Here is a 19426-nt window from a genome sequence, read left to right as displayed (position 1 = left end):
CACGAAAGGAACCCGCATGTACATCGCCATGAACCGCTTCAAGGTGGAGAAAGGCTCAGAGGATGCCTTCGAGGCCGTCTGGAAGAACCGCGACTCCAGCCTTTCGGAAATGAAGGGTTTTCAACAGTTCTATCTGCTGCGCGGCCCGGTCAACGAGACCGAGGGCTACACGCTGTTTGCCTCGCACACCGTGTGGGCAAGCCATGACGACTTTGTCGCCTGGACAAAGTCCGAGAATTTTCGCGCCGCCCACAGGAATGTCGGCACCACCAAGGTCCATTAAATCGGCCACCCTCAATTCGAGGGATTCTCGGTCGTTGAAGGCGCCTGACATGGTCTCGCCCGCGGCTGACCCTGCCCGCGCGATCCCTATCCTGCCATCGCCCGACATTGCCGTGTCTCGCGACTTCTATCGCGACCAACTCGGTTTCGATGTCGTCGGGCCGGAGATGGAAGACTATCTGATCGTGCGTCGCAACGAGATGGAGATCCATTTCTGGAAGAGCTAGGACCGCAAACTGCCGGAAGTATCATCCTGCTACATCAGGGGCGGTGAAGTGCCGGCGTTGCACGCGGAGTTTTCCGCGCGCGGCGTGGAAAGGCTCAGCGCATTCACGATTCGCCCCTGGAACATGAAGGAATTCCACGTCTGGGATCCGCACGGCAATCTGTTGAAATTCGGCTGCGCGCCTGAAGAGGTGTGAAGCCTCTGCGACAGGCCGGCGACCTTTCGTCAGTCCGCGGCCCTGCCGAACAAACGCCGCAGCCCCCGCACGATACGCTTGCGCTGCCGCCGCCAACGGTTCTTGCGGTCAAGAAGAGGCACAATGCGCGGGTCATCCAGCAGGCAATCAAACCGCCTGACAAGATGCGCAAGGACCCCTGACACGAAGCCTCCGTAGTTTATTGCGTCAAGACGTCCGGCATTGGCCACGACATAATCGAGAATATCGGTGCCCAAAGCGATGTGCTTGGCCTTGTGTTTTGGTGGCTGCTGCACATGTCCACCCGCATATGCGCTGTCGGTGGAGACGTTGGCACCGTGCAGACGATAGAGGCCCAGGGATTCCGACAACAGCAGGCTGCCGGCCACCATATGCGCGCAAGTCGCCGCCAAATAGTCTGTCCCCATCCTCGACTTGAATGGGAAAACCAGCACCGGTGCCAGTGCGCCACGCCGGAAAACCATCGACGATGTCGGTGCCCATATCCAGCCGTAGGTTTTGGGCCCCAGATAGGTAATCGGGTATTCCGATGAATAGTCGATCCCAGCCACCTCGCCAAGCCGATTGGCGGGCGGTACGGCGACGCCGATTGGGTCCTCCCCGGAACGGGGCTTGCGCAACGCAGCGTAGGTGCCACTCAGGACGACACGGTCGCGATCGACCAGCAGAACATCGGAACTGGACAGAGACGCCGAGTGTACCGAGTTCAGATGAGCCGACAGATGCGCGGCGAGAAAATTCGGCAACCAGACATCGTCAGCGTCCAGGAATGCCACGAACGGCTGATCGCCCACGTCGAAACCATCGCGGAACGATGCCAGTTGACCGCCGTTTTGTGGCCGGACAAGCAGACGCAGGCGCGAGTCGCCTATCGTTTCGAGAAGCTGGCGAACATGTTCGGCCGAGCCATCCGTAGAGGCATCGTCGACGATGACACAGTCCCACTTCTGATAGGTTTGCGCCAGCACCGAGCGGATCGCATCCTCGACATAGCTGCGATAATTGTGACAAGTGATGACAACGTCAACGCGAGGAAGCTCAAATATCGCGGACGTGCTTGGCATCAGGCGGCTCACCCCCGGTCGAGTTGACGCCCGATTTACCCCCGGGCATCTGCCCTTTGCACATAGGCAAAGCCCGTGACAAGCGAAAACCTCGCTCGTTATGCCCCTGCCAGCAGGCTCGCATTGCCTCCCGCGGCGGTGGTGTCGACGCAGACGGCGCGCTCATGCGCATAGGCGGCGGGGTTGAGCACTTCGCTGACCAGCGGCACGATCGGGCCGCTGCGATCGGCGATTACCTTGCGCACGATGCGCGCGGCTTCCGGCGTGCCCGAGAAGGCGACGACGTCGACCCGCAGCGAGCGTGCCTCGACAGGATCGGGACGACCGTCGATGGCCGAAAGCGGCAGACCCTTGCCGGTCAGCGCCGAGAGCGCCGCCGGTGCGCCTGGCGCGACGGCCAGAACCGCATTGCCGGCCGCTAGCGCCTGGATCGCTTGGGCGAGCAGCGTATCGGCGTCGGGTCCTAGGCAGAGCACGCGCCCGCGCGGCGACAGCGACAGCGTGTTGGCCTCGCCAGTCGGCCCCGGCAGGTCAACCTGGCCGAAATCGATGCCGGCGGCGGCAGCGATGGCCGCCGAACCCTTGCCGCGCAGATGCTTGCGCAGGATCGCCACTCGATCGGGCCGTGTCGACCAACCGCCAAGCGTCGGATCCGGCAGGTTGTCGGCGAGCTCGGTCGCGGTGACCTTGTGGCCCTCGGCAAGATGCGTGCCGGCCTCCGGCCCCTTGCGGAAGCGGCGCAGATAGTGCGGCCCGCCGGCCTTCGGCCCGGTGCCCGAAAGCCCCTCGCCGCCAAAAGGCTGCGATCCGACGACAGCGCCGATCTGGTTGCGGTTGACATAGATGTTGCCGGCATGGATGCCGTCGACGAAATGCTGCACGCGGCCCTCAATGCGGGTGTGCAGGCCAAAGGTCAGGCCATAGCCCTTGCGGTTGATGGCGGCGATGACAGCATCGATCTCGTCGGAATCGAACGTGGCGACGTGCAGCACCGGCCCGAACACCTCGCGCTCCATCTCCTCGATGCCCTTGACCCGGAAGACGTGCGGCGCGACGAAGCGGCCATCCTTGGGAGCCTCAAGCTTGGCGATCAGCCGGCCCTGCAGGCCCATCTTGGTGCAATAATCGCGGATCGACGCCTGCGCCTCGTCGTCGATGACCGGGCCGACATCCGTCGAGATCAGCCAGGGGTCGCCGATATCAAGCGCTTCCATGGCGCCTTTCAGCATTTCCAGCATCTTCTTCTCGACATCCTTCTGCACATAGAGGACGCGCAGCGCCGAGCAGCGCTGGCCGGCGCTCTGGAAAGCCGAGGCGAGGATATCGCGCACGGCCTGTTCGGGAAGTGCTGTGGAATCGACGATCATGGCGTTGAGGCCACCGGTCTCGGCGATCAGCATGGCATCGGGTGCGGCGGTCTCGGCGAGCTGCTTCTCGATCAGCTTGGCGACTTCGGTCGAACCGGTGAAGCAGACGCCGGCGATGCGCGGATCGGCGGTCAGCGGACCGCCAACCGACGGCCCGTCGCCGGGCAGAAGCTGGATGACGTCTTCCGGCACGCCCGCTTCGCGCAGCAGCTCGACGGCACGGAACGCGATCAACGGCGTCTGTTCGGCCGGCTTGGCGATGACCGAATTGCCGGTGACCAGCGCCGCCGCGATCTGGCCGGTGAAGATGGCAAGCGGGAAATTCCAGGGCGAAATACATACGATCGCCCCGCGCGCCTGCGTACCCGCTTCGGCATTGGCCGCCTCGGCGGCGTAGTAGCGCAGGAAGTCGACGGCCTCGCGCACTTCGGCGACGCCGTCGGCCAGCGATTTGCCGGCCTCGCGGGTGGCCAGCGCGAAGAACTCGACGGCGTTGGCCTCATAGAGGTCAGCCGCACGATTGAGGATGGCTGATCGTTCGACGACGGCGCGCTTTGCCCATGCCGGCTGCGCCTCCACCGCGATGCGCACGGCGGTCGCGACCTGTTTCGCCGCCGCCTCATGAACGGTGCCGACCAATTCGGTAGGCTTGGCCGGATTGAACACCGGGCGCGGCTTGCCGTAGCCGGCGGCGCGCGTGATCGGGTTGGCGTGCCAGCGATCCGGCCCGGCAAACCCAGCCTTCGCCTTGTCGATGGCAGCCAGCGTCACCGTGTCGGTGATGTCGTATCCCTTGGAATTGCGGCGACCGGCACCGAAGATCGCCGACGGACGGGCGATTGCCGGATTGGCGGCCGGGCCCTGCTTCTCGACCGTTTCAAGCGGATCGCGGGCAATGTCCTCTGGCTCGACTTCTTCATCGGTGAGCTGGTGCACGAAGGAAGAGTTGGCGCCATTCTCCAGCAACCGGCGGACCAGATAGGCAAGCAGATCTGAATGCGCGCCGACCGGCGCATAGATGCGGCAGCGTGTGCCCTCGGCCTGCCGCACGGTCTCGTGCAGCGCCTCACCCATGCCGTGCAGCCGCTGGAATTCGAAGGAGTCGCGATTATCAGCCATCGACAGGATGGTGGCGACGGTGTGGGCATTGTGGGTTGCGAACTGCGGATAGATGCGGTCCGTCATGCCAAGCAGCTTTTTCGCGCAGGCCATGTAGGACACATCGGTGTTGGCCTTGCGGGTGAAGACCGGGTAGCCGGTGAGCCCAAGCGTCTGCGCGCGCTTGATCTCGGTGTCCCAATAGGCGCCCTTAACCAGCCGCACCATGATGGTGCGGTCGTACTTCTTGGCCAACGCGTAGAGCCAGTCGATGGTGAAAGCAGCACGCGGACCATAGGCCTGGACGACGACGCCAAAGCCGTTCCAGCCGGCCAGTTCCGGGTCGGCCAGCACCCGTTCGATGACATCGAGCGACAGGTCGAGCCGATCCGCCTCCTCGGCGTCGATGTTGAGGCCCATGCGCGAATGCCGGGCGGCAAGCGCCAGCGACAAAAGCCGCTCGGTCATCACCGGCAGCATATCTTCCTTCCGTGCCACCTCGTAGCGTGGATGGATCGCCGAAAGCTTGACCGAGATGCCGTGGTTCTGGCGGATGTCGGGACCGTTGGAGCCCGCATCAAGCGAGGAAATGGCATCGGCATAGGCCTTGTGATAGCGCAAGGCGTCCGCTTCCGTGCGTGCGGCCTCGCCCAGCATGTCAAAAGAATAGAGATAGCCCTTCTGGGTCATAGACCGGCCGCGCTTGATCGCTTCGGCAATGGTGCGGCCCAACACGAACTGCTCGCCCATCTCGCGCATGGCGGCTGCCACCGCCTTGCGGATGACCGGCTCGCCCAACCGGCGCACCATCGAACGCAGCGTGCCTTCGATGCCGCCCTCGCCCTCGTCGAGCACGCGGCCGGTCAGCATCAGCGCCCAGGTCGAGGCGTTGACGAAAATGGAGCTTGAACCGCCTGAATGCGCCGACCAGTCATGCGGCGCGATCTTGTCGGCGATGAGATCGTCCATCGTCTCGGTGTCGGGCACCCGCAGCAGCGCCTCGGCCAGGCACATCAGCGCCACGCCCTCCTTGGTGGAAAGACCGTAGGCGGAGAGGAAGACTTCCATCAGCCTCGGATCGGACGAGCCGCGCACCGCCCGCACCAGGTCGGCGGCACGCGCCGAGATGCTTTGTCGATCCTTCGCCGAAAGTCCGGTCGCCTCGGCCAGCCGCTTCACGGCGTCGTCCTCGTCGGGCAAATAATTGGCGCGGATCTGCTGGCGGATGGCGTTGAGCGCTGGCATGGCGGTCCTATGGAATGAGCGTCAGGGAGCGGGCCGGCGGTCACCGGACCGAATGACGCACGCTAGCACAGGTCTGGATTTAGATCGGTCCAAAGAAATCGACAAGGCAGCCCGATCGATCTATCATTTGGCCAGTTTCGTTTGATTTGGACTATGATTTCGATGACAGAAGACCAATTGGACCGCATCGACCGAAACATCCTCTCCGCGCTGGCCAGCGATGGCCGTTTGTCCATGTCTGAACTGGCGACGATGGTCGGCCTGTCGAAGACGCCGGTGCAGGCGCGGGTGAAGCGACTGGAAAAGGACGGCTATATCAGGGGCTACCAGGCGATCATCGATCGCGAGCGCATGGGCGAAGGCCATGTCGCCTTTGTCCAGGTCAAATTGTCGGACACCCGTTCGGCCGCGCTCGACGCCTTCAACCGTGCGGTTCAGTCCGTGCCTGAGATCGAGCAATGCCACATGATGGCATCGAGCTTCGACTATTTGCTGAAGGTGCGAACCAGGGACATCGCCGCCTATCGCCGCGTGCTGGGTGAACGTATCTCGGCCTTGCCGCATGTCGCCCAGACCTCGACCTTCGTGGCGATGGAGACGGTGAAGGATCGGTGACTTTACTCCGCGAGCGTCTTGAGGAACGCCACCAGCGCCGCGCGCTCGCGGTCCGAGAGCTCAAGCGGGTGGACTTCGGATACGCCTTCGACGCTCGGTACTGCCTTGGTGTAATGCGCCACAACCTCGTCAAGCGAGGAAAACTGCCCGGCATGCATGTAGGGTGGCCGCGTGGCGGCGCCGCGCAATGACGGCGTCTTGTAGGCGCGGATCAGCTGCGGCGCGTCCTTGACCATGAAGCGCAGTTCGCCGCAGGCGCTGGCATCGCCATCGCGAAAGGCGCCGAAACAGTTGAACGGGTCGACTTCGACTTGCGCCACCGCGTCTATGCGGCCGCGATCCGGCGGCAGATCCGCGACCGGCGGCACGCCGGTGTTGTGAAAGCTGTTGTCGGTGAAACGCGGGCCATTGTGGCATGTCACGCAATTGGCCTTGCCGATGAACAGTTTCAGCCCCAGCACCTCCTGGGCGGAAAAGGCGTCGTCGCCCTTTGGCTGGGCTCCCGTTGCCAGATCCACGGCAAACCGGTCGAAGCGCGTCTGTGGCGGCATGATCGACCGCTCGAAGGCGGCAATCGCCTTGCCGATGTTGGAAAAGACCCGGTTGACCGCATCGCGCTGCTGGTCGCTCATACTGTTCCATGAAGCTTTCTCGGCATCGTTGCCCAGCGGGCTGGCATTGGCCGGCACGGTCGAAAGATCCGGCAACGGCCCGAAGATACGTTCATAGCGCTCGCCGAAGCGGGCCTTGATGTAGTGAGCATAAGCCGCGCGGTTTCCAGCCTGCTCCAGCGGATTTTCCAGCGGTGTCACCGCCTGTGCCCAAAGGCTGTCGCGCCGCCCGTCCCAGAAGAACCAGGGATCGTAGGCGACGCCGGCCAGCGCCATTGTGCGCCGGTTGGTGCGCCCGACCCCAACCGCTTGCGGCAAGTCGTCCTGGAATTGCCGGTCGATCTTGTGGCAGGTCGAGCACGAAACATTGCCATCGCGGCTCATCCTGGCATCGAAGAACAGTGTCGATCCAAGGGCCGCGGCTGCGGGCACATCGGCAAAGCGGTTGGTGGTATCGGGCTTCAACGACGGCAGTGTCGACAGCGCCAGCGAGGCAATCGTTTTCTTCTCGGCATCGGAAAAATCCGGCTTGCCGCAGCCGGCGAGGATGGTGGCCAGCGAAAGCGCTAGAAAACCTGAAAGGCGAAGAAGACGCCTCATCGGCGGCTCACAAGACCACGTTGAAGACGACCGTGTCGGAACCAGCGGTAGCGGAAATGGCAAAATGCAGCTGCCACCACCCAGCCATCGTGAACTTCACGCCTTCGATGCGATACCGGCCGTCGCCCAGATAGTCGGTCGCTTGCGGACTGGTCGGCAGGCCATGATTGTGCTGCGGCATGCCGCCCGAAACCGCGATGGCCGCGCCCTCCACTGGGTCGCCGGCGGTTGTCTTCAATGTCAGCAGCCAGGATTCCAGCTCGCCCTGTCGGACGACGCCCCGCTCCGGTTCGAAACTCGCCATGAAGAGCCCGTTGTCGGTCTTCTTCGATCGGGAAATATCCGCACCGGCAAGCTGCGCCGTTTGCGGCGTGGCCAAGTATACCACGGCAAGGATGCCGGCCAGCAGCGCGGCCAGACCAAGACCCGCCAGAAGATAACGCCATAATGATGCCAAACCGGTTCCTCTTGCGCATATAACGTTGTGGCGGACACATAGCGTCCCGCCAGCCTGTGGGAAAACGCATCTGGCGGAAAAATCCGTCTTTGCCAAGCATGGCGCTGCGAACAGCAAAAAGCTACAGCGGGACTTGCGCAAGGGGATATCCATGGCAGGAAACGGCGTCGCCTCGGTCGGTGAATGCATGCTTGAACTTTCGGGCCAGGCCGGCCCGAACTGGCGCATGGGCTTTGCCGGAGACACGTTCAACACGCTGTGGGCGCTGCATGCACTGAGCGACGACCGGCCGGCGACCTACGTCTCGGCGTTCGGCGATGACCCATTCTCCCATGACCAGATCGGCTTCTTCGCGCAAAACGGCATCGGTGTCGGCGCCAGCCCAATCATCGCGGGTGCGCGTCCCGGCCTCTACGCCATCACGCTGACAGGCGCCGAACGTTCCTTCACTTACTGGCGCGGCGATGCGGCCGCCAGGCAGCTTGCCTCCGACCCCCTTGCCCTGGCGAAAAGCCTGCAAAACCAGTCGCTTGTCTACTTTTCCGGAATCACCCTGGCAATTCTGGACGAGGGCGCGCGCAAGACCTTGCTGGCGGCCGTCGCGATCGCGCGCTGCGCGGGCAGCCGGATCGCATTCGACCCCAACTACCGGCCACGGCTCTGGCGCAATCGCGAGGACGCGCAAGCCGCGATCCTCGAAGCGCTTGCCGTCACCGACATCGCGCTGCCGACCTTTCCCGACGAGCAGATGCTGTTTGGCGATACGACACCGGAGGCGACGGCGGAGCGGCTGGGACGGACCGTTGGCGAGATCGTCGTCAAGAATGGCGAGGAACCGGCGCTTGTCCTTTCAAGCGGGGTGAGCGCGCGCGTGCCGGCCGTCCATGTCGCCGCTCCAGCCGACACGACGGGCGCCGGCGATTCCTTCAATGGCGGCTATCTCGCTGCCCGGCTGGCCGGCCACGCGCCGACCAAAGCCGCCGCACATGCGCATCGCGTCGCCGCCGCCGTCGTGCAGGTACGCGGCGCATTGGCACCGTTCGAGGTTTTGCGTAGCGCGTTTGCGGGATAGGTCGAAAAGGTCGGCCTAAGGCAGCCTGAACCGATATTCCGTCACCTGGTGATAGATCGCGCCCGGCCACAGCGTCGCCTGCGGAAAATAAGGCCGATTGGGTGCGTCCGGCCAGACCTGAGCCTCCAGGCAGAAGCCGGAGAATGCGTTGTAGCGGCGCCCGCCCAGCCCCAATGACACCGGCGCCACATACTGGCCGGTATAGAGCTGGACGCCGGGCTCCGTGGTCCAGACCTCCATCTCGACGCCTGAGTTTGCCCCTTGCGCCCAGGCCGCCTGCCGGAGCGGGCCGCGCGTCGGGGCAAGGCAGAAATTCTGGTCGTAAGGAAGCTGTTCGCCCTCGTTTTCCATGCGTATCGGCCGTGCCTGGCGGAAGTCGAAGGCGGTGCCGTCGACAGGCTTCACCGCGCCGGTCGGGATCATGTCGCCGTCCACCGGCAGATAGGCGCCGGCATTCAGCATCAGCCGATGGTCGAGTATATCGCCGGCGCCGCCGTCATCCAGGTTGAAATAGGAGTGCTGGGCGAGGTTGCACAGCGTCGGCTCCTCGCATGTCGCCGTCAGCTCGACGCTGAGCGTACCCGGGATCTTCAGCCGATAAGTGCAGGTCACCTCGAGCGCGCCCGGAAATCCCATTGAGCCGTCGGGGTCATGCAATGTCAGCGTGACAAAATCCCGGCCATGCAGCGAAACCGCCCAGGCCCGGTGGGAATAGCCCTGCGAGCCGCCATGCAGCGTATGCTTGTCGAGGTAATTGCGTTCAGTCTGGTAACGATTGCCGGCGAGGGTGAAGCGGCCGTCGCGGATGCGGTTGGCGAAGCGCCCGACAACCGCGCCGAAGAAGGCCGTGTCCGTTTCATAAGCCTGGAAACGATCGTAGCCGAGCACCAGCGGCGCATCATGGCCGTTCAAGCGCAGATCCTGGACGATCGCGCCCAGCCCGATGATGCTGGCGGTGAGGCCGCCGCCCTTGATGGTGAAGCGGCGGACGTCCTCGCCCGCCTGCGTCGTCCCGAAAACCTCGCCGTCCTTCATTGTCATGCCCGCAAACGCCAGTCGTTGATGGATGCCTGCCTGACCTTGCGGACCGGCTTGGAGAATCAGAGGCCGAGGCCACCAATGCAAACATACTTGGTGTCGAGGTAATCCTCGATACCCTGATGTCCGCCTTCCTTGCCGAGACCCGATTCCTTGACGCCGCCGAACGGCGCTTCCGGCGTGGTGATGAGGCCTTCATTGACGCCCACCATGCCGTATTTCAAACCTTCCATGACACGGAAGGCACGGCCAAGGTCGCCGGTGTAGAAATAGCAGGCGAGACCGAATTCGGTGTCATTGGCGAGTGCGATGGCCTCTTCCTCGGTCTCGAACTTGAACACCGGGGCCACCGGGCCAAAGATCTCTTCCTTCATGAAGCGCATCTTGGGCGTCGCGTTGGCAATGACCGTCGGCTGGAAGAACGAGCCGCCCAGCGCATGGCGCTTGCCGCCAGCGACGACCTTGCCACCCTTGGCGGTGGCGTCGGCGATCAGTTCCTCGACCTTCTCAACCGCCTTCTCGTCGATCAGCGGTCCCTGCTGCACGCCGTCCTCAAGACCGGAACCGACCTTCAGCTCGTTGCTGGCGGCCGCAAGCCTTTCGACAAATTTGTCGTAGACACCAGCCTGAACCAGGAAGCGGTTGGTGCAGACGCAGGTCTGGCCGGAATTACGGTACTTGGCGGTGATGGCGCCGGCCACGGCACGCTCGAGATCAGCATCGTCGAAGACGATAAACGGCGCGTTGCCGCCGAGCTCCATCGACACCTTCTTCACGGTGACGGACGACTTCTGGATGAGGATCTTGCCGACCTCGGTCGAGCCGGTGAAGGTGATCTTCGACACCAGGGGATTGGAGCAGATTTCGTCGCCGATCTCGCCGGCGGCACCCGTCAGGATATTGATCACGCCTTTCGGGAAGCCGACTTCCTCGGCGAGCGCGCCCCAGGCGAGGCCTGAATAAGGGGTCTGCGAAGCCGGCTTGACCACGGCGGTGCAGCCGGCGGCGAGCGCCGGGCCGAGCTTGCGGGCCAGCATCGAGGACGGGAAATTCCACGGGGTGATGGCGGCTATGACGCCAACCGGCTCCTTGGTGACCAGGATGCGGCGGTCGGCCCACGGCGACGGAACAACGTCGCCATAGGTGCGGCGACCCTCTTCGGCGAACCACAGGATGTAGGCCGCGGCCGAGCCGATCTCGCCCTTCGATTCAAACAGCGACTTGCCCTGCTCGATGGTGAGCAGTTCGGCCAGCACATCCTGATTGTCCATGATCGCGTCATGCAGCTTGCGCAGCAGCTTCGAACGGTCGAGCGCGGTGGTCTTGCGCCATGACTTGAAGGCAGCGTCGGCGGCCTCGATGGCGCGACGGGTCTCGGCCTTACCCGACTTAGGCACGGTGCCGATCTTGAGACCGGTGGCCGGGTTGTTGACGTCAACGGTCTGGCCGCTGTCGGCCTGCACCCACTCGCCGTTGATGAGATTGGCCTGCCGCATGAAATGGCTGGTTTTCTGAAGCATGGTCTAGCCTCCGTTCGGCACACTGACGGGCCGGTCTGTGGATTTCTTGTGAACGTCCTGACGGCATTGATGCCGGTACGTCAGGACGTGAGCCACTGCTCTTTACCGAGGGCAAGCCCGGCAAGCAATTGCAAGATGGCATATAGGCTTTGGGCCAGGGAATAACTACCCGAACACGTATCCGACAACGGCCAGCCAGAAGGCGGTGGTGACGGCCGCGCAAGCGGTGGCGATGGTCATCTGGTTCGACGCCAGCGCCTGGCCCGTGTTGAACTGCACGGCAATGAGGTAGGAATTGATGCCCGACGGCAGCGCCGCCACCACGACCGCCACCTTGGCGGTCAGCGGCGGCAGCCCGAACAGCCAGACAAGACCGAGAACCAGCGCCGGCATCAGGAACAGCTTCAGCACCGAGAGCGCCAGCGCCGGCCGGATGTTGCCGGAAATGCCGAAACGGCGCAGGCTGAGCCCCATCGCGAACAGCGCCACCGGGCCGGCGGTACTGGCCAGCGCGTCGACCAGCCGCGAGACAAGCCCCGGCAGCGGCGTTCCGCTGATGCGCCATGCGAGGCCGGCCAGGATGCCGATGATCAGCGGATTGACGAGCAATTTCCGCAGGAAGCTCCTGACGACCCGCAGGGGATGAACTGGCTCATCGCCGCGACGGCCAAATATCTCGAACAGGACAATCGAGGCCATCATCATGATCGGCAGGTGCACGGACACCAGCAGCGACAGCACCTCGAACCCGTTCGGCCCGAATATGCCGAGGATGAAGGGAGCGCCAAGCAGGACCACATTGGAATAGGACGATGATACGCCACCGACGATCCCGGCGCGTGCGTCGCGTCCGAAAATCCGGGTGGTGACCAGATGCCCGGCGGCCCATGTGAGCGCCACCGCGATGAAATAGGCTGACCAAAGCGACCACGGCGCCACGCCATGGAAATCGGCGTTCACCATCGTCTGGAACAGCAGCAGCGGCATCGCCACGCTGACCGCGAAGTCGGATATCCCCTCGCCGCTCGCCGGCTTCAGATAGCCGGTGAGCCCGGCAAGATAGCCGAGTGCGACAAGGCTGAAGACAAAAAGGACTGTTTCAGTCAGCGGGGACATTTCCCCGGTGATAGGCGAGCCCTGATTGCAGCGCAATTGGCCAGTGCCTTGAAATAGCAAGCCTGCGACAAGCGCCACGGCTGAAGGTCGTGCGCGGCTGGCAGTATGCGCAGTGGTCCGAGAACTCACGCGGCCGTGCCTTGTTTTTCAGCAAACTTTACCGTCCCTATATACCGGTCATCGGCAACCGCCTGCTGGCGACCTTTAAAGGATAGTTGATGATTCGATTTGCCCTGGCGCTGTTTCTGCTTGTCATTCCCGCTTCTGCTCATGCGACCGACGCCGGCTGGGCGCTGCTGCGTGATGGCGGACATGTCGTGCTGCTTCGCAATGCGATGGTTACCGGCGCCACCGATCCGGCCAATTTCGACATCGCCAACTGTTCCACCCAGATCAATCTGTCGGCGCGCGGTAAACAGCAGGCGAGCAAGATCGGCGCACTGTTCGCCGCCCGCGCGGCACCCGTCTCTCGCGTGTTGTCCAGCCGCTATTGCCGGTGCGTGGACACAGCCCGGATCGCCTTCGAGGCCGAGCCGGAACTCTTTGCGCCGCTCGACCTGCTGTCGACCGACGAGACCGCGAAGGCCGCCCAGATCGCGGCGATCATGAAGGAGATCCGCGCCTATTCCGGCTCCGACAATCTGGTCATGGTCACCCATCTGGAAGACATCGTCGCGCTCACCGGCATTTCGCCGCGCGAAGGCGAAGCGGTGGTCGTCGAGCCCCAGGGCGAGGGCTTGCGCGTGCTCGGTCGCGTGACATTTTGAGGACATCCGCAGCGACCATCCGCCGGCAACGCCATCATTTTGGCCGATTGCCACCCTGTATCCCATTCGCGCGCGGCGCATTCGGTCTTTTCCTGCCGGGAAAAACCGATTAGACAGCGCGCAACCACATGCGGACAGATTCCGCCCGCAAATGAAGGAAAAGCCCCTTGTCCACCACGTTCGACAAAGTCGCCAAGATCATTGCCGACACCAGCGAGATCGATATCGACACCATTACGCCCGAGAGCCACACGATCGACGATCTCGGCATCGACAGCCTCGACTTCCTCGACATCGTCTTTGCCATCGACAAGGAATTCGGCATCAAGGTGCCGCTGGAAAAGTGGACGCAGGAAGTCAATGACGGCAAGGCCTCGACCGACGATTATTTCGTCATGAAGAACCTGTGCGCCAAGATCGACGCGCTGGTCGCGGCCAAGACCGCCTGATGTGGCGCAAGCCGCGCGACCTTGACGCGCCCTGCAGCCTGACCCACAACAGCCGCCCATGAGCCCTCACGACGTCGTCATCACCGGCATCGGCCTTGTCTCCTCGCTGGGAGAGGGTCCGGATGCGCATTGGCGGAAACTCGCCCAGCCAGGTCTGAGCCCCGTGCTCGAATCCGGGCGGTTCGCGCCTTACACCGTCCATCCGCTACCGGCCATCGACTGGAACCTGCAGATCGCCAAGCGCGGCGACCAGCGGCAGATGGAAACCTGGCAGCGGCTTGGCACCTATGCCGCCGGGCTCGCGCTGGACGATGCCGGCATCAAGGGCAATGACGAGCTTTGCACGACCATGGATATGGTCGTGGCCGCCGGCGGCGGCGAGCGCGACGAGGCGGTCGACGCCGATATCATGGCCGCTTCGGAAAGCCGCAACGACCGCGATGTGCTGCTCAACGAGAAACTCACCACCGAACTGCGGCCAACCCTGTTCCTGGCCCAGCTTTCCAATCTGCTCGCCGGCAACATCTCCATCGTCCACAAGGTGACGGGATCGTCGCGCACCTTCATGGGTGAGGAAGGTGCGGGTGTCTCGGCCGTCGAGACGGCTGCCGCGCGCATCCGCTCGGGCCAGTCGACGCATATCCTGGTCGGCGGCGCCTTCCAGACAGAACATTCCGACATGCTGCTCGGCTATGAATTGGCCGGCTATCTGCATCGCGGCCCATGGAAACCGGTCTGGCAAAGACAGGGCGCGGAAGGTGGTGGCGTGGTGTCGGGATCCGGCGGCGCTTTCCTGGTGCTGGAGCAGCGCGAACACGCGGTAGGCCGTGGGCGGAAAATCTATGCCGAGTTGGGGGCGGTCGTCTCTGGCCGCGCCAGACGGCGGCGGGGCGAACTCGACGCGGAGATTGCCGCGCTGCTTAGCCGAGCCGCGTTGCCGAACGGCAATTTGCTGGCACTATCGGGTGCATCGGGCGCTCACGCGGCAACCACCGCCGAGAAGGCTGCGCTCGACGCCAATCCGGCGATCACCACGCGCGGCTTCTCGACGCTGACCGGACACATGAAGGAAGCGCAGTTTCCGTTCGCCGTGGCGCTGGCGGCACTCGCTGTCGATCGCAAGGCCGCCTACCCTGTTTTTGATGCCGCTGCCGAGAAGCCATTCGAAGGCGTGCCAAAAAGCGTCCTTGCAACGGCGATCGGCTATCACCAATTCGAGGGCATGGCGCTGGTCAACGCCGCGTAAGGCGGTGTTTGAACGTCCATGCCACAACGATAAACGGTCGAGGGCTACCGCATGGCCAAACTGAATGATCACATGGGCAGGCCGATCGTCGCCGTCACCGGCATTGGCGTGGTGACCTCGCTTGGCATCGGCAAGACCGACAATTGGGCGGCGCTGACCTCCGGCAAATCCGGCATCCACCCGATCACCCGCTTTCCAGTCGATCATTTGAACACCCGCATCTCCGGCACGGTCGACTTCCTGGCATCGAGTTCGAAGGGCGCCAGCCCTCTCACCTACGAGCTGGCCGAAACCGCCGCGCGCGAAGCCGTGGCGGAATCGGGTCTCGACTCCGGTGATTTCGGTGGTCCGCTTTTCCTTGCCTCGCCGCCGGTCGAGCTCGACTGGCACGAGCGCTTCTCACTCTACAATTCCGACAGCCAGGACTCCGGCGCCGAAAGGCTGCTGCGGGTAGCGCGCGGGCTGAAGGAACTCGACATCTTCGAGACCACGCAGTTCGGCTCGATCGCCGACCGCCTCGCCGAACTTTTCGGCACGCGCGGCCTGCCGATCACGCTGTCGACCGCCTGCGCCTCCGGCGCCACCGCGATCCAGCTCGGCGTCGAGGCAATCCGGCGCGGCGAATGCGACCGGGCGCTTTCGATCGGCGCCGACGGCTCGGCAACCGCCGAAGCGCTGATCCGTTTCTCGCTGCTGTCAGCGCTCTCGACCCACAATGACAATCCCGAGAAGGCGTCAAAACCGTTCTCCAAGGACCGCGACGGCTTCGTGCTGGCCGAAGGCTCCGGCGCGCTTGTGCTGGAATCGCTCGAGGCTGCTCTTGCACGCGGTGCGACCGTTCTCGGCATCCTCAGCGGCTGCGGCGAGAAGGCTGACGATTTCCATCGCACCCGCTCGAAGCCGGACGGCTCGCCGGCGATAGCCGCTGTCCGCGCCGCCCTCGCCGATGCCGGCTTGAGCAAGGACGAGATCGACTACGTCAATGCCCATGGCACTTCGACACCGGAAAACGACAAGATGGAACATCTGTCGCTATCGACGGTGTTCGGCGAGCGGATCAGCTCGATGCCGGTCTCGTCGAACAAGTCGATGATTGGACACACTCTCTCGGCCGCAGGCGCCGTCGAGGCTGCATTCTCGCTGATGACCATGCGCGAAAGCGTCATCCCGCCGACCATCAACTATGACAATCCCGACCCCGCGATCGTGCTTGACGTGGTGCCCAACAAGAAGCGCAACGCCGAGGTTCGCAGCGTGCTTTCGAACTCCTTCGGCTTCGGCGGCCAGAACACTTGCCTTGTCATGGCGCGGGAACCGGTCTAATGCATGTCGCCTAAAAGCGCGATGCGGTTTTGGGATAACGACATGCATAAAAACAAGGACTTAAAACGCGCGACGCGTTTATAAGTCGCGCTTTCCGCTCAACAGAACCGACAGGCTCCATGCGCGCACTGCAACTTATCGAGGATCGCCGTCTTGAAACGGTGGACCTGCCGCCTCCCCCGCCGCCGTCACTCGGCGAAGTGACGCTGCGCATCAAGGCCGTGGCACTCAACCACATCGACGTGTGGGGCTGGCGCGGCATGGCCTTCGCCAAGCGCAAGCTACCGCTCGTCGTCGGCGCCGAGGCCTCGGGCGAGGTCGAAGCGGTCGGCCCCGGCGTTTCCAATCTCGTCCCCGGGCAGCTTGTGTCGATTTACGGCGCGCGCACCTGCGGGCTTTGCCGCGCCTGCCGCGAGGGCCGCGACAATCTGTGCGAACATGTTTCCGGCGTGCACGGCTTCCATCTCGACGGCTTTGCCCAGGAAAAGATCAATCTGCCGGCGCGCCTGCTGGTTCCCGCCCCGCCCGGCGTGACCGATATCGGCGCGGCCGTGGCGCCCGTGACCTTCGGCACGGTCGAACACATGTTGTTCGACAATGCCAAGCTTCAGCCGGGCGAAACGATCCTTGTCCACGCCGGCGGCTCCGGCATCGGCTCCGCCGCGATCCAGCTGGCGAAGCGGATGGGCTGCACCATCATCACCACGGTTGGTTCGAACGACAAGATCGACAAGGCCAAGGCGCTCGGCGCAGACCATGTCATCAACTACCGCGAGGACCGCTTCGAAGGCATCGTGCGCAAGCTGACGAAGAAGAAGGGTGTCGACGTGGTGTTCGAGCATGTCGGCACCGATACTTTTGCCGCCTCGATGCTGTGCCTGAAGCGTGGCGGTCGCCTGGTCACCTGCGGCTCGACCTCCGGCGTGTCGACGCAGATCAACCTGATGCAGTTGTTCCAGCAGCAATTGAAGCTGCTGGGATCCTTCGGCTGCCGCATGGAGAACATGGCCAATGCCATGCAGAAGATGGCGGCGGGCATCGTTGCTCCGGTCATCGATACCGAAGTCGGCTTTGACGACATCGACACGGCGCTGAAGCGCATGGAAGGCCGCGACGTGTTCGGCAAGATCATCCTGCGCGTCTAGGATCTGTCTTGGCCAACATGTTCAAGAAGACCCGCCGCGACCTGGCGTTTCGCTACGGCAGGCAGCTCCGCCAGCTCAATTACTGGCTAGTTGCGCGGGCCGCGATGCTGATCATCTCGGTGCTGCGCCTGCTGCCCGCCGACAGCGCGCTCAATTTTGCCGACCGGATCGCCCGGCACATAGGCCCATGGGTGGGCCGCCATGACGTCGCCATCGACAATCTGCGCAAGGCCTATCCCGAAAAGAGCGACGGCGAAATCCAGGCGATCGCATCGGACATGTGGGGCAACATGGCCCGCCTTGCCGCTGAATACATCTTTCTCGACGCCCTGTTCGACTATGATCCCGCCGCTACAAGGCCGGGCCGTGTCGAGGTCAAGGGTATCGAGCATTTCGTCGAGATTGCCGGCGAGCAGAAGCCGCATATCATCTTCACCGGGCATCTCGGCAATTTTGAACTGCTGCCGGTGGCCGCCGCCACTTTCGGCATGAACATCACTGCGCTGTTTCGCCCGCCCAACAACCCCTACCTCGCCGACTACATTCTCTCGACGCGGCGCTCTACAATGGGATCGCTGCTGCCGTCTTCGACCGGCGCGTCCTTCGCGCTGGCGGGTGTGCTGGAGAACGGCGGCAATATCGGCGTCCTCGTCGACCAGAAGTTCTCGAACGGTCTCGACACGACATTCTTCGGTCGTCCCTGCCAGAGCAACCGGGTGCTTGCCACCCTTGCCCGTCACTACGACTGTGATGTCTACCCGGCGCGCTGCGTGAGGCTTCCCAATAACCGCTTCCGGCTCGAGATCGAGGACAAGCTGTCATTGCCGCGCACGAGCAGCGGCAGCGTCGACGTCCATGCCACCACGCAGCTTCTCAACGACGTGGTCGAGCGCTGGGTGCGCGAAGACCCCGGCCAGTGGATGTGGTTCCACAAGAGGTGGGAAATCACTGGCGGCCGGCGCAAGCGGCAGGCACAGCCACCGGAAGCCAGCCAAGTCAGTTGATGCCTCTTGGCAGCTACCTTTCCGATCGCTCGCTCAACAGATCACATGAATCAAAACGCCGCGAAGACACCTCTTCGCGGCGTTTTGCATCCCCCGCCAAGGCCATTCATCCCCCGACAAATGGCAGAACAAAGTTTGGCCGGTAGGTGTCCATCGTGGCGCCGTTGCGATCTTCATCAAGCAACGTGTCCGAACCGAAGCTCGCCCGCAAGCCGATCACATATTTGTGGATGTTCTCGCTTTCGCCGCCTGCGTACACATGATCCAGCTGGTAGCGCCCAAACACCGACAGCGGCGTGCCGGAAAACCGGTACATGGCCTGCAGCGCCCCGGTGACGGTGTTGAGATGTTCGCCGGATATGGACACGCTCGAAAAACCGAGTTCGGCATCGAAGCGAAGGTTGTCCCGCGCGAAATATCGGGCAACGCCACGAGTACCCCAGTCGTCAATATGCTCTGACGAACCGTTGGCCCGCAGCTGCCCGTAGTAAACCTGACCGTACAGGGTCACATTGCCCAAATAGACTTGGGCTTCAGGACCGGCCGTAAAGTTATAGATATTCTCACCGCCGATGCCGTCGCCGCCGTAGCCCGTGATCGTCGCGAAGCCGCCCAACGCATAGGCGCTCGGATCACGCCAATAGGCATGGACGGCGCCGCCGTAGCCGTAAAGATTCTGACCCTGAAACCAAAGGGAATCGACCATTGCGTCGGTCTGGATGTTCCAGCGGGCGTCGATCGGGAAATTCACACGGCCGACACCGCCCGCAGTGGTCGCCGTTGCATGGTCGCCCGGGACGGTCAGATACAATCCGCCGAGGTAAGCCTCGACATAGCCGGAAATGTGCGGAGCGGCGATGGACTGATCCATGACGACCACATCCGCGGCGAAAGCCGAGGTGGCTGTTGCCGCGATCGCCGCGCCCATAAGCAGTCTGTACATTAGAATCCCCTCATGTTGCCT

At 63.3% G+C, this 19426-nt stretch carries 17 protein-coding genes and 1 pseudogene; 10 read left to right on the top strand and 8 right to left on the bottom strand.

Going from position 1 to position 19426, the window contains the following annotated elements; translation table 11 throughout:
- Positions 1 to 16: 16 nt before the first annotated feature.
- Both LGH82_RS00935 and LGH82_RS00930 read left to right on the top strand, forming a co-directional pair.
- A complete protein-coding gene (locus LGH82_RS00935) occupies positions 17 to 283 on the top strand; it encodes an antibiotic biosynthesis monooxygenase family protein (RefSeq protein ID WP_227346904.1) in 267 nt (88 codons plus the stop codon).
- A gap of 49 nt (positions 284 to 332) precedes the next feature.
- Positions 333 to 704 (top strand): annotated as a pseudogene (locus LGH82_RS00930) (bleomycin resistance protein).
- A 29-nt stretch (positions 705 to 733) separates the two neighbouring features.
- Here the strand turns inward: LGH82_RS00930 and LGH82_RS00925 are convergent.
- Both LGH82_RS00925 and putA read right to left on the bottom strand, forming a co-directional pair.
- The gene (locus LGH82_RS00925) at positions 734 to 1789 is read right to left on the bottom strand and encodes a glycosyltransferase family 2 protein (RefSeq protein WP_227346903.1); all 1056 of its coding nucleotides are present in this window, start codon (positions 1787 to 1789) and stop codon (positions 734 to 736) included.
- 98 nt (positions 1790 to 1887) lie between these two features.
- Positions 1888 to 5499, bottom strand: coding sequence for a bifunctional proline dehydrogenase/L-glutamate gamma-semialdehyde dehydrogenase PutA (gene putA, locus LGH82_RS00920; RefSeq protein WP_227346902.1), 3612 nt, complete (start codon positions 5497 to 5499; stop codon positions 1888 to 1890).
- A gap of 162 nt (positions 5500 to 5661) precedes the next feature.
- Here putA and LGH82_RS00915 point away from each other — a divergent pair, with 162 nt between their 5' ends.
- The gene (locus LGH82_RS00915) at positions 5662 to 6114 is read left to right on the top strand and encodes an Lrp/AsnC family transcriptional regulator (protein ID WP_227346901.1); all 453 of its coding nucleotides are present in this window, start codon (positions 5662 to 5664) and stop codon (positions 6112 to 6114) included.
- 2 nt (positions 6115 to 6116) lie between these two features.
- On the opposite strand, the gene LGH82_RS00910 is transcribed toward LGH82_RS00915, so the two are convergent.
- Positions 6117 to 7325: a cytochrome-c peroxidase gene (locus tag LGH82_RS00910; protein ID WP_227346900.1), complete on the bottom strand. Its 1209-nt coding sequence runs from the start codon at positions 7323 to 7325 to the stop codon at positions 6117 to 6119.
- Positions 7326 to 7332: 7 nt separating this feature from the next.
- Positions 7333 to 7782 carry a FixH family protein gene (locus LGH82_RS00905; protein WP_227349446.1) on the bottom strand — a complete coding sequence of 150 codons (450 nt, stop codon included), beginning with the start codon at positions 7780 to 7782 and terminating at the stop codon, positions 7333 to 7335.
- Positions 7783 to 7933: 151 nt separating this feature from the next.
- On the opposite strand from LGH82_RS00905, the gene LGH82_RS00900 reads away from it, so the two are divergent.
- Entirely contained in the window at positions 7934 to 8854 is a 921-nt protein-coding gene (locus LGH82_RS00900; protein ID WP_227346899.1) for a sugar kinase, read from the top strand.
- A gap of 15 nt (positions 8855 to 8869) precedes the next feature.
- On the opposite strand, the gene LGH82_RS00895 is transcribed toward LGH82_RS00900, so the two are convergent.
- From LGH82_RS00895 to LGH82_RS00885, 3 genes are all read right to left on the bottom strand, one after another.
- Positions 8870 to 9895: an aldose epimerase family protein gene (locus tag LGH82_RS00895; RefSeq protein ID WP_227346898.1), complete on the bottom strand. Its 1026-nt coding sequence runs from the start codon at positions 9893 to 9895 to the stop codon at positions 8870 to 8872.
- Between the two features lie 59 nt (positions 9896 to 9954).
- Positions 9955 to 11412: an NAD-dependent succinate-semialdehyde dehydrogenase gene (locus LGH82_RS00890; RefSeq protein WP_227346897.1), complete on the bottom strand. Its 1458-nt coding sequence runs from the start codon at positions 11410 to 11412 to the stop codon at positions 9955 to 9957.
- A gap of 165 nt (positions 11413 to 11577) precedes the next feature.
- Complete coding sequence (locus LGH82_RS00885) at positions 11578 to 12528, bottom strand: AEC family transporter (RefSeq protein WP_227346896.1); 951 nt, start codon at positions 12526 to 12528, stop codon at positions 11578 to 11580.
- 218 nt (positions 12529 to 12746) lie between these two features.
- Here LGH82_RS00885 and LGH82_RS00880 point away from each other — a divergent pair, with 218 nt between their 5' ends.
- The 6 genes from LGH82_RS00880 to LGH82_RS00855 all read left to right on the top strand — a co-directional run bounded on the left by LGH82_RS00880 (position 12747) and on the right by LGH82_RS00855 (position 18462).
- A complete protein-coding gene (locus LGH82_RS00880) occupies positions 12747 to 13295 on the top strand; it encodes a histidine phosphatase family protein (RefSeq protein ID WP_227346895.1) in 549 nt (182 codons plus the stop codon).
- Positions 13296 to 13462: 167 nt separating this feature from the next.
- On the top strand, positions 13463 to 13744 hold the full coding sequence (locus LGH82_RS00875) for an acyl carrier protein (RefSeq protein ID WP_010909964.1): 282 nt from the start codon (positions 13463 to 13465) through the stop codon (positions 13742 to 13744).
- 58 nt (positions 13745 to 13802) lie between these two features.
- On the top strand, positions 13803 to 14990 hold the full coding sequence (locus LGH82_RS00870) for a beta-ketoacyl-ACP synthase (protein WP_227346894.1): 1188 nt from the start codon (positions 13803 to 13805) through the stop codon (positions 14988 to 14990).
- Positions 14991 to 15041: 51 nt separating this feature from the next.
- A complete protein-coding gene (locus LGH82_RS00865) occupies positions 15042 to 16313 on the top strand; it encodes a beta-ketoacyl-ACP synthase (protein WP_227346893.1) in 1272 nt (423 codons plus the stop codon).
- 119 nt (positions 16314 to 16432) lie between these two features.
- Positions 16433 to 17458, top strand: a complete 1026-nt coding sequence (locus tag LGH82_RS00860; RefSeq protein WP_227346892.1) for a zinc-binding dehydrogenase — start codon at positions 16433 to 16435, stop codon at positions 17456 to 17458.
- Between the two features lie 17 nt (positions 17459 to 17475).
- A complete protein-coding gene (locus LGH82_RS00855; protein WP_227349445.1) occupies positions 17476 to 18462 on the top strand; it encodes a lipid A biosynthesis lauroyl acyltransferase in 987 nt (328 codons plus the stop codon).
- 106 nt (positions 18463 to 18568) lie between these two features.
- Here the strand turns inward: LGH82_RS00855 and LGH82_RS00850 are convergent, their stop codons facing one another.
- Positions 18569 to 19405, bottom strand: a complete 837-nt coding sequence (locus LGH82_RS00850; protein ID WP_227346891.1) for a hypothetical protein — start codon at positions 19403 to 19405, stop codon at positions 18569 to 18571.
- Positions 19406 to 19426 lie beyond the last annotated feature (21 nt).

This window comes from Mesorhizobium sp. PAMC28654 (assembly GCF_020616515.1).
GTDB lineage: Bacteria > Pseudomonadota > Alphaproteobacteria > Rhizobiales > Rhizobiaceae > Mesorhizobium.
Note: the sequence above shows the minus strand (reverse complement) of the source record. Positions and strands in the feature narration are given on the sequence as shown.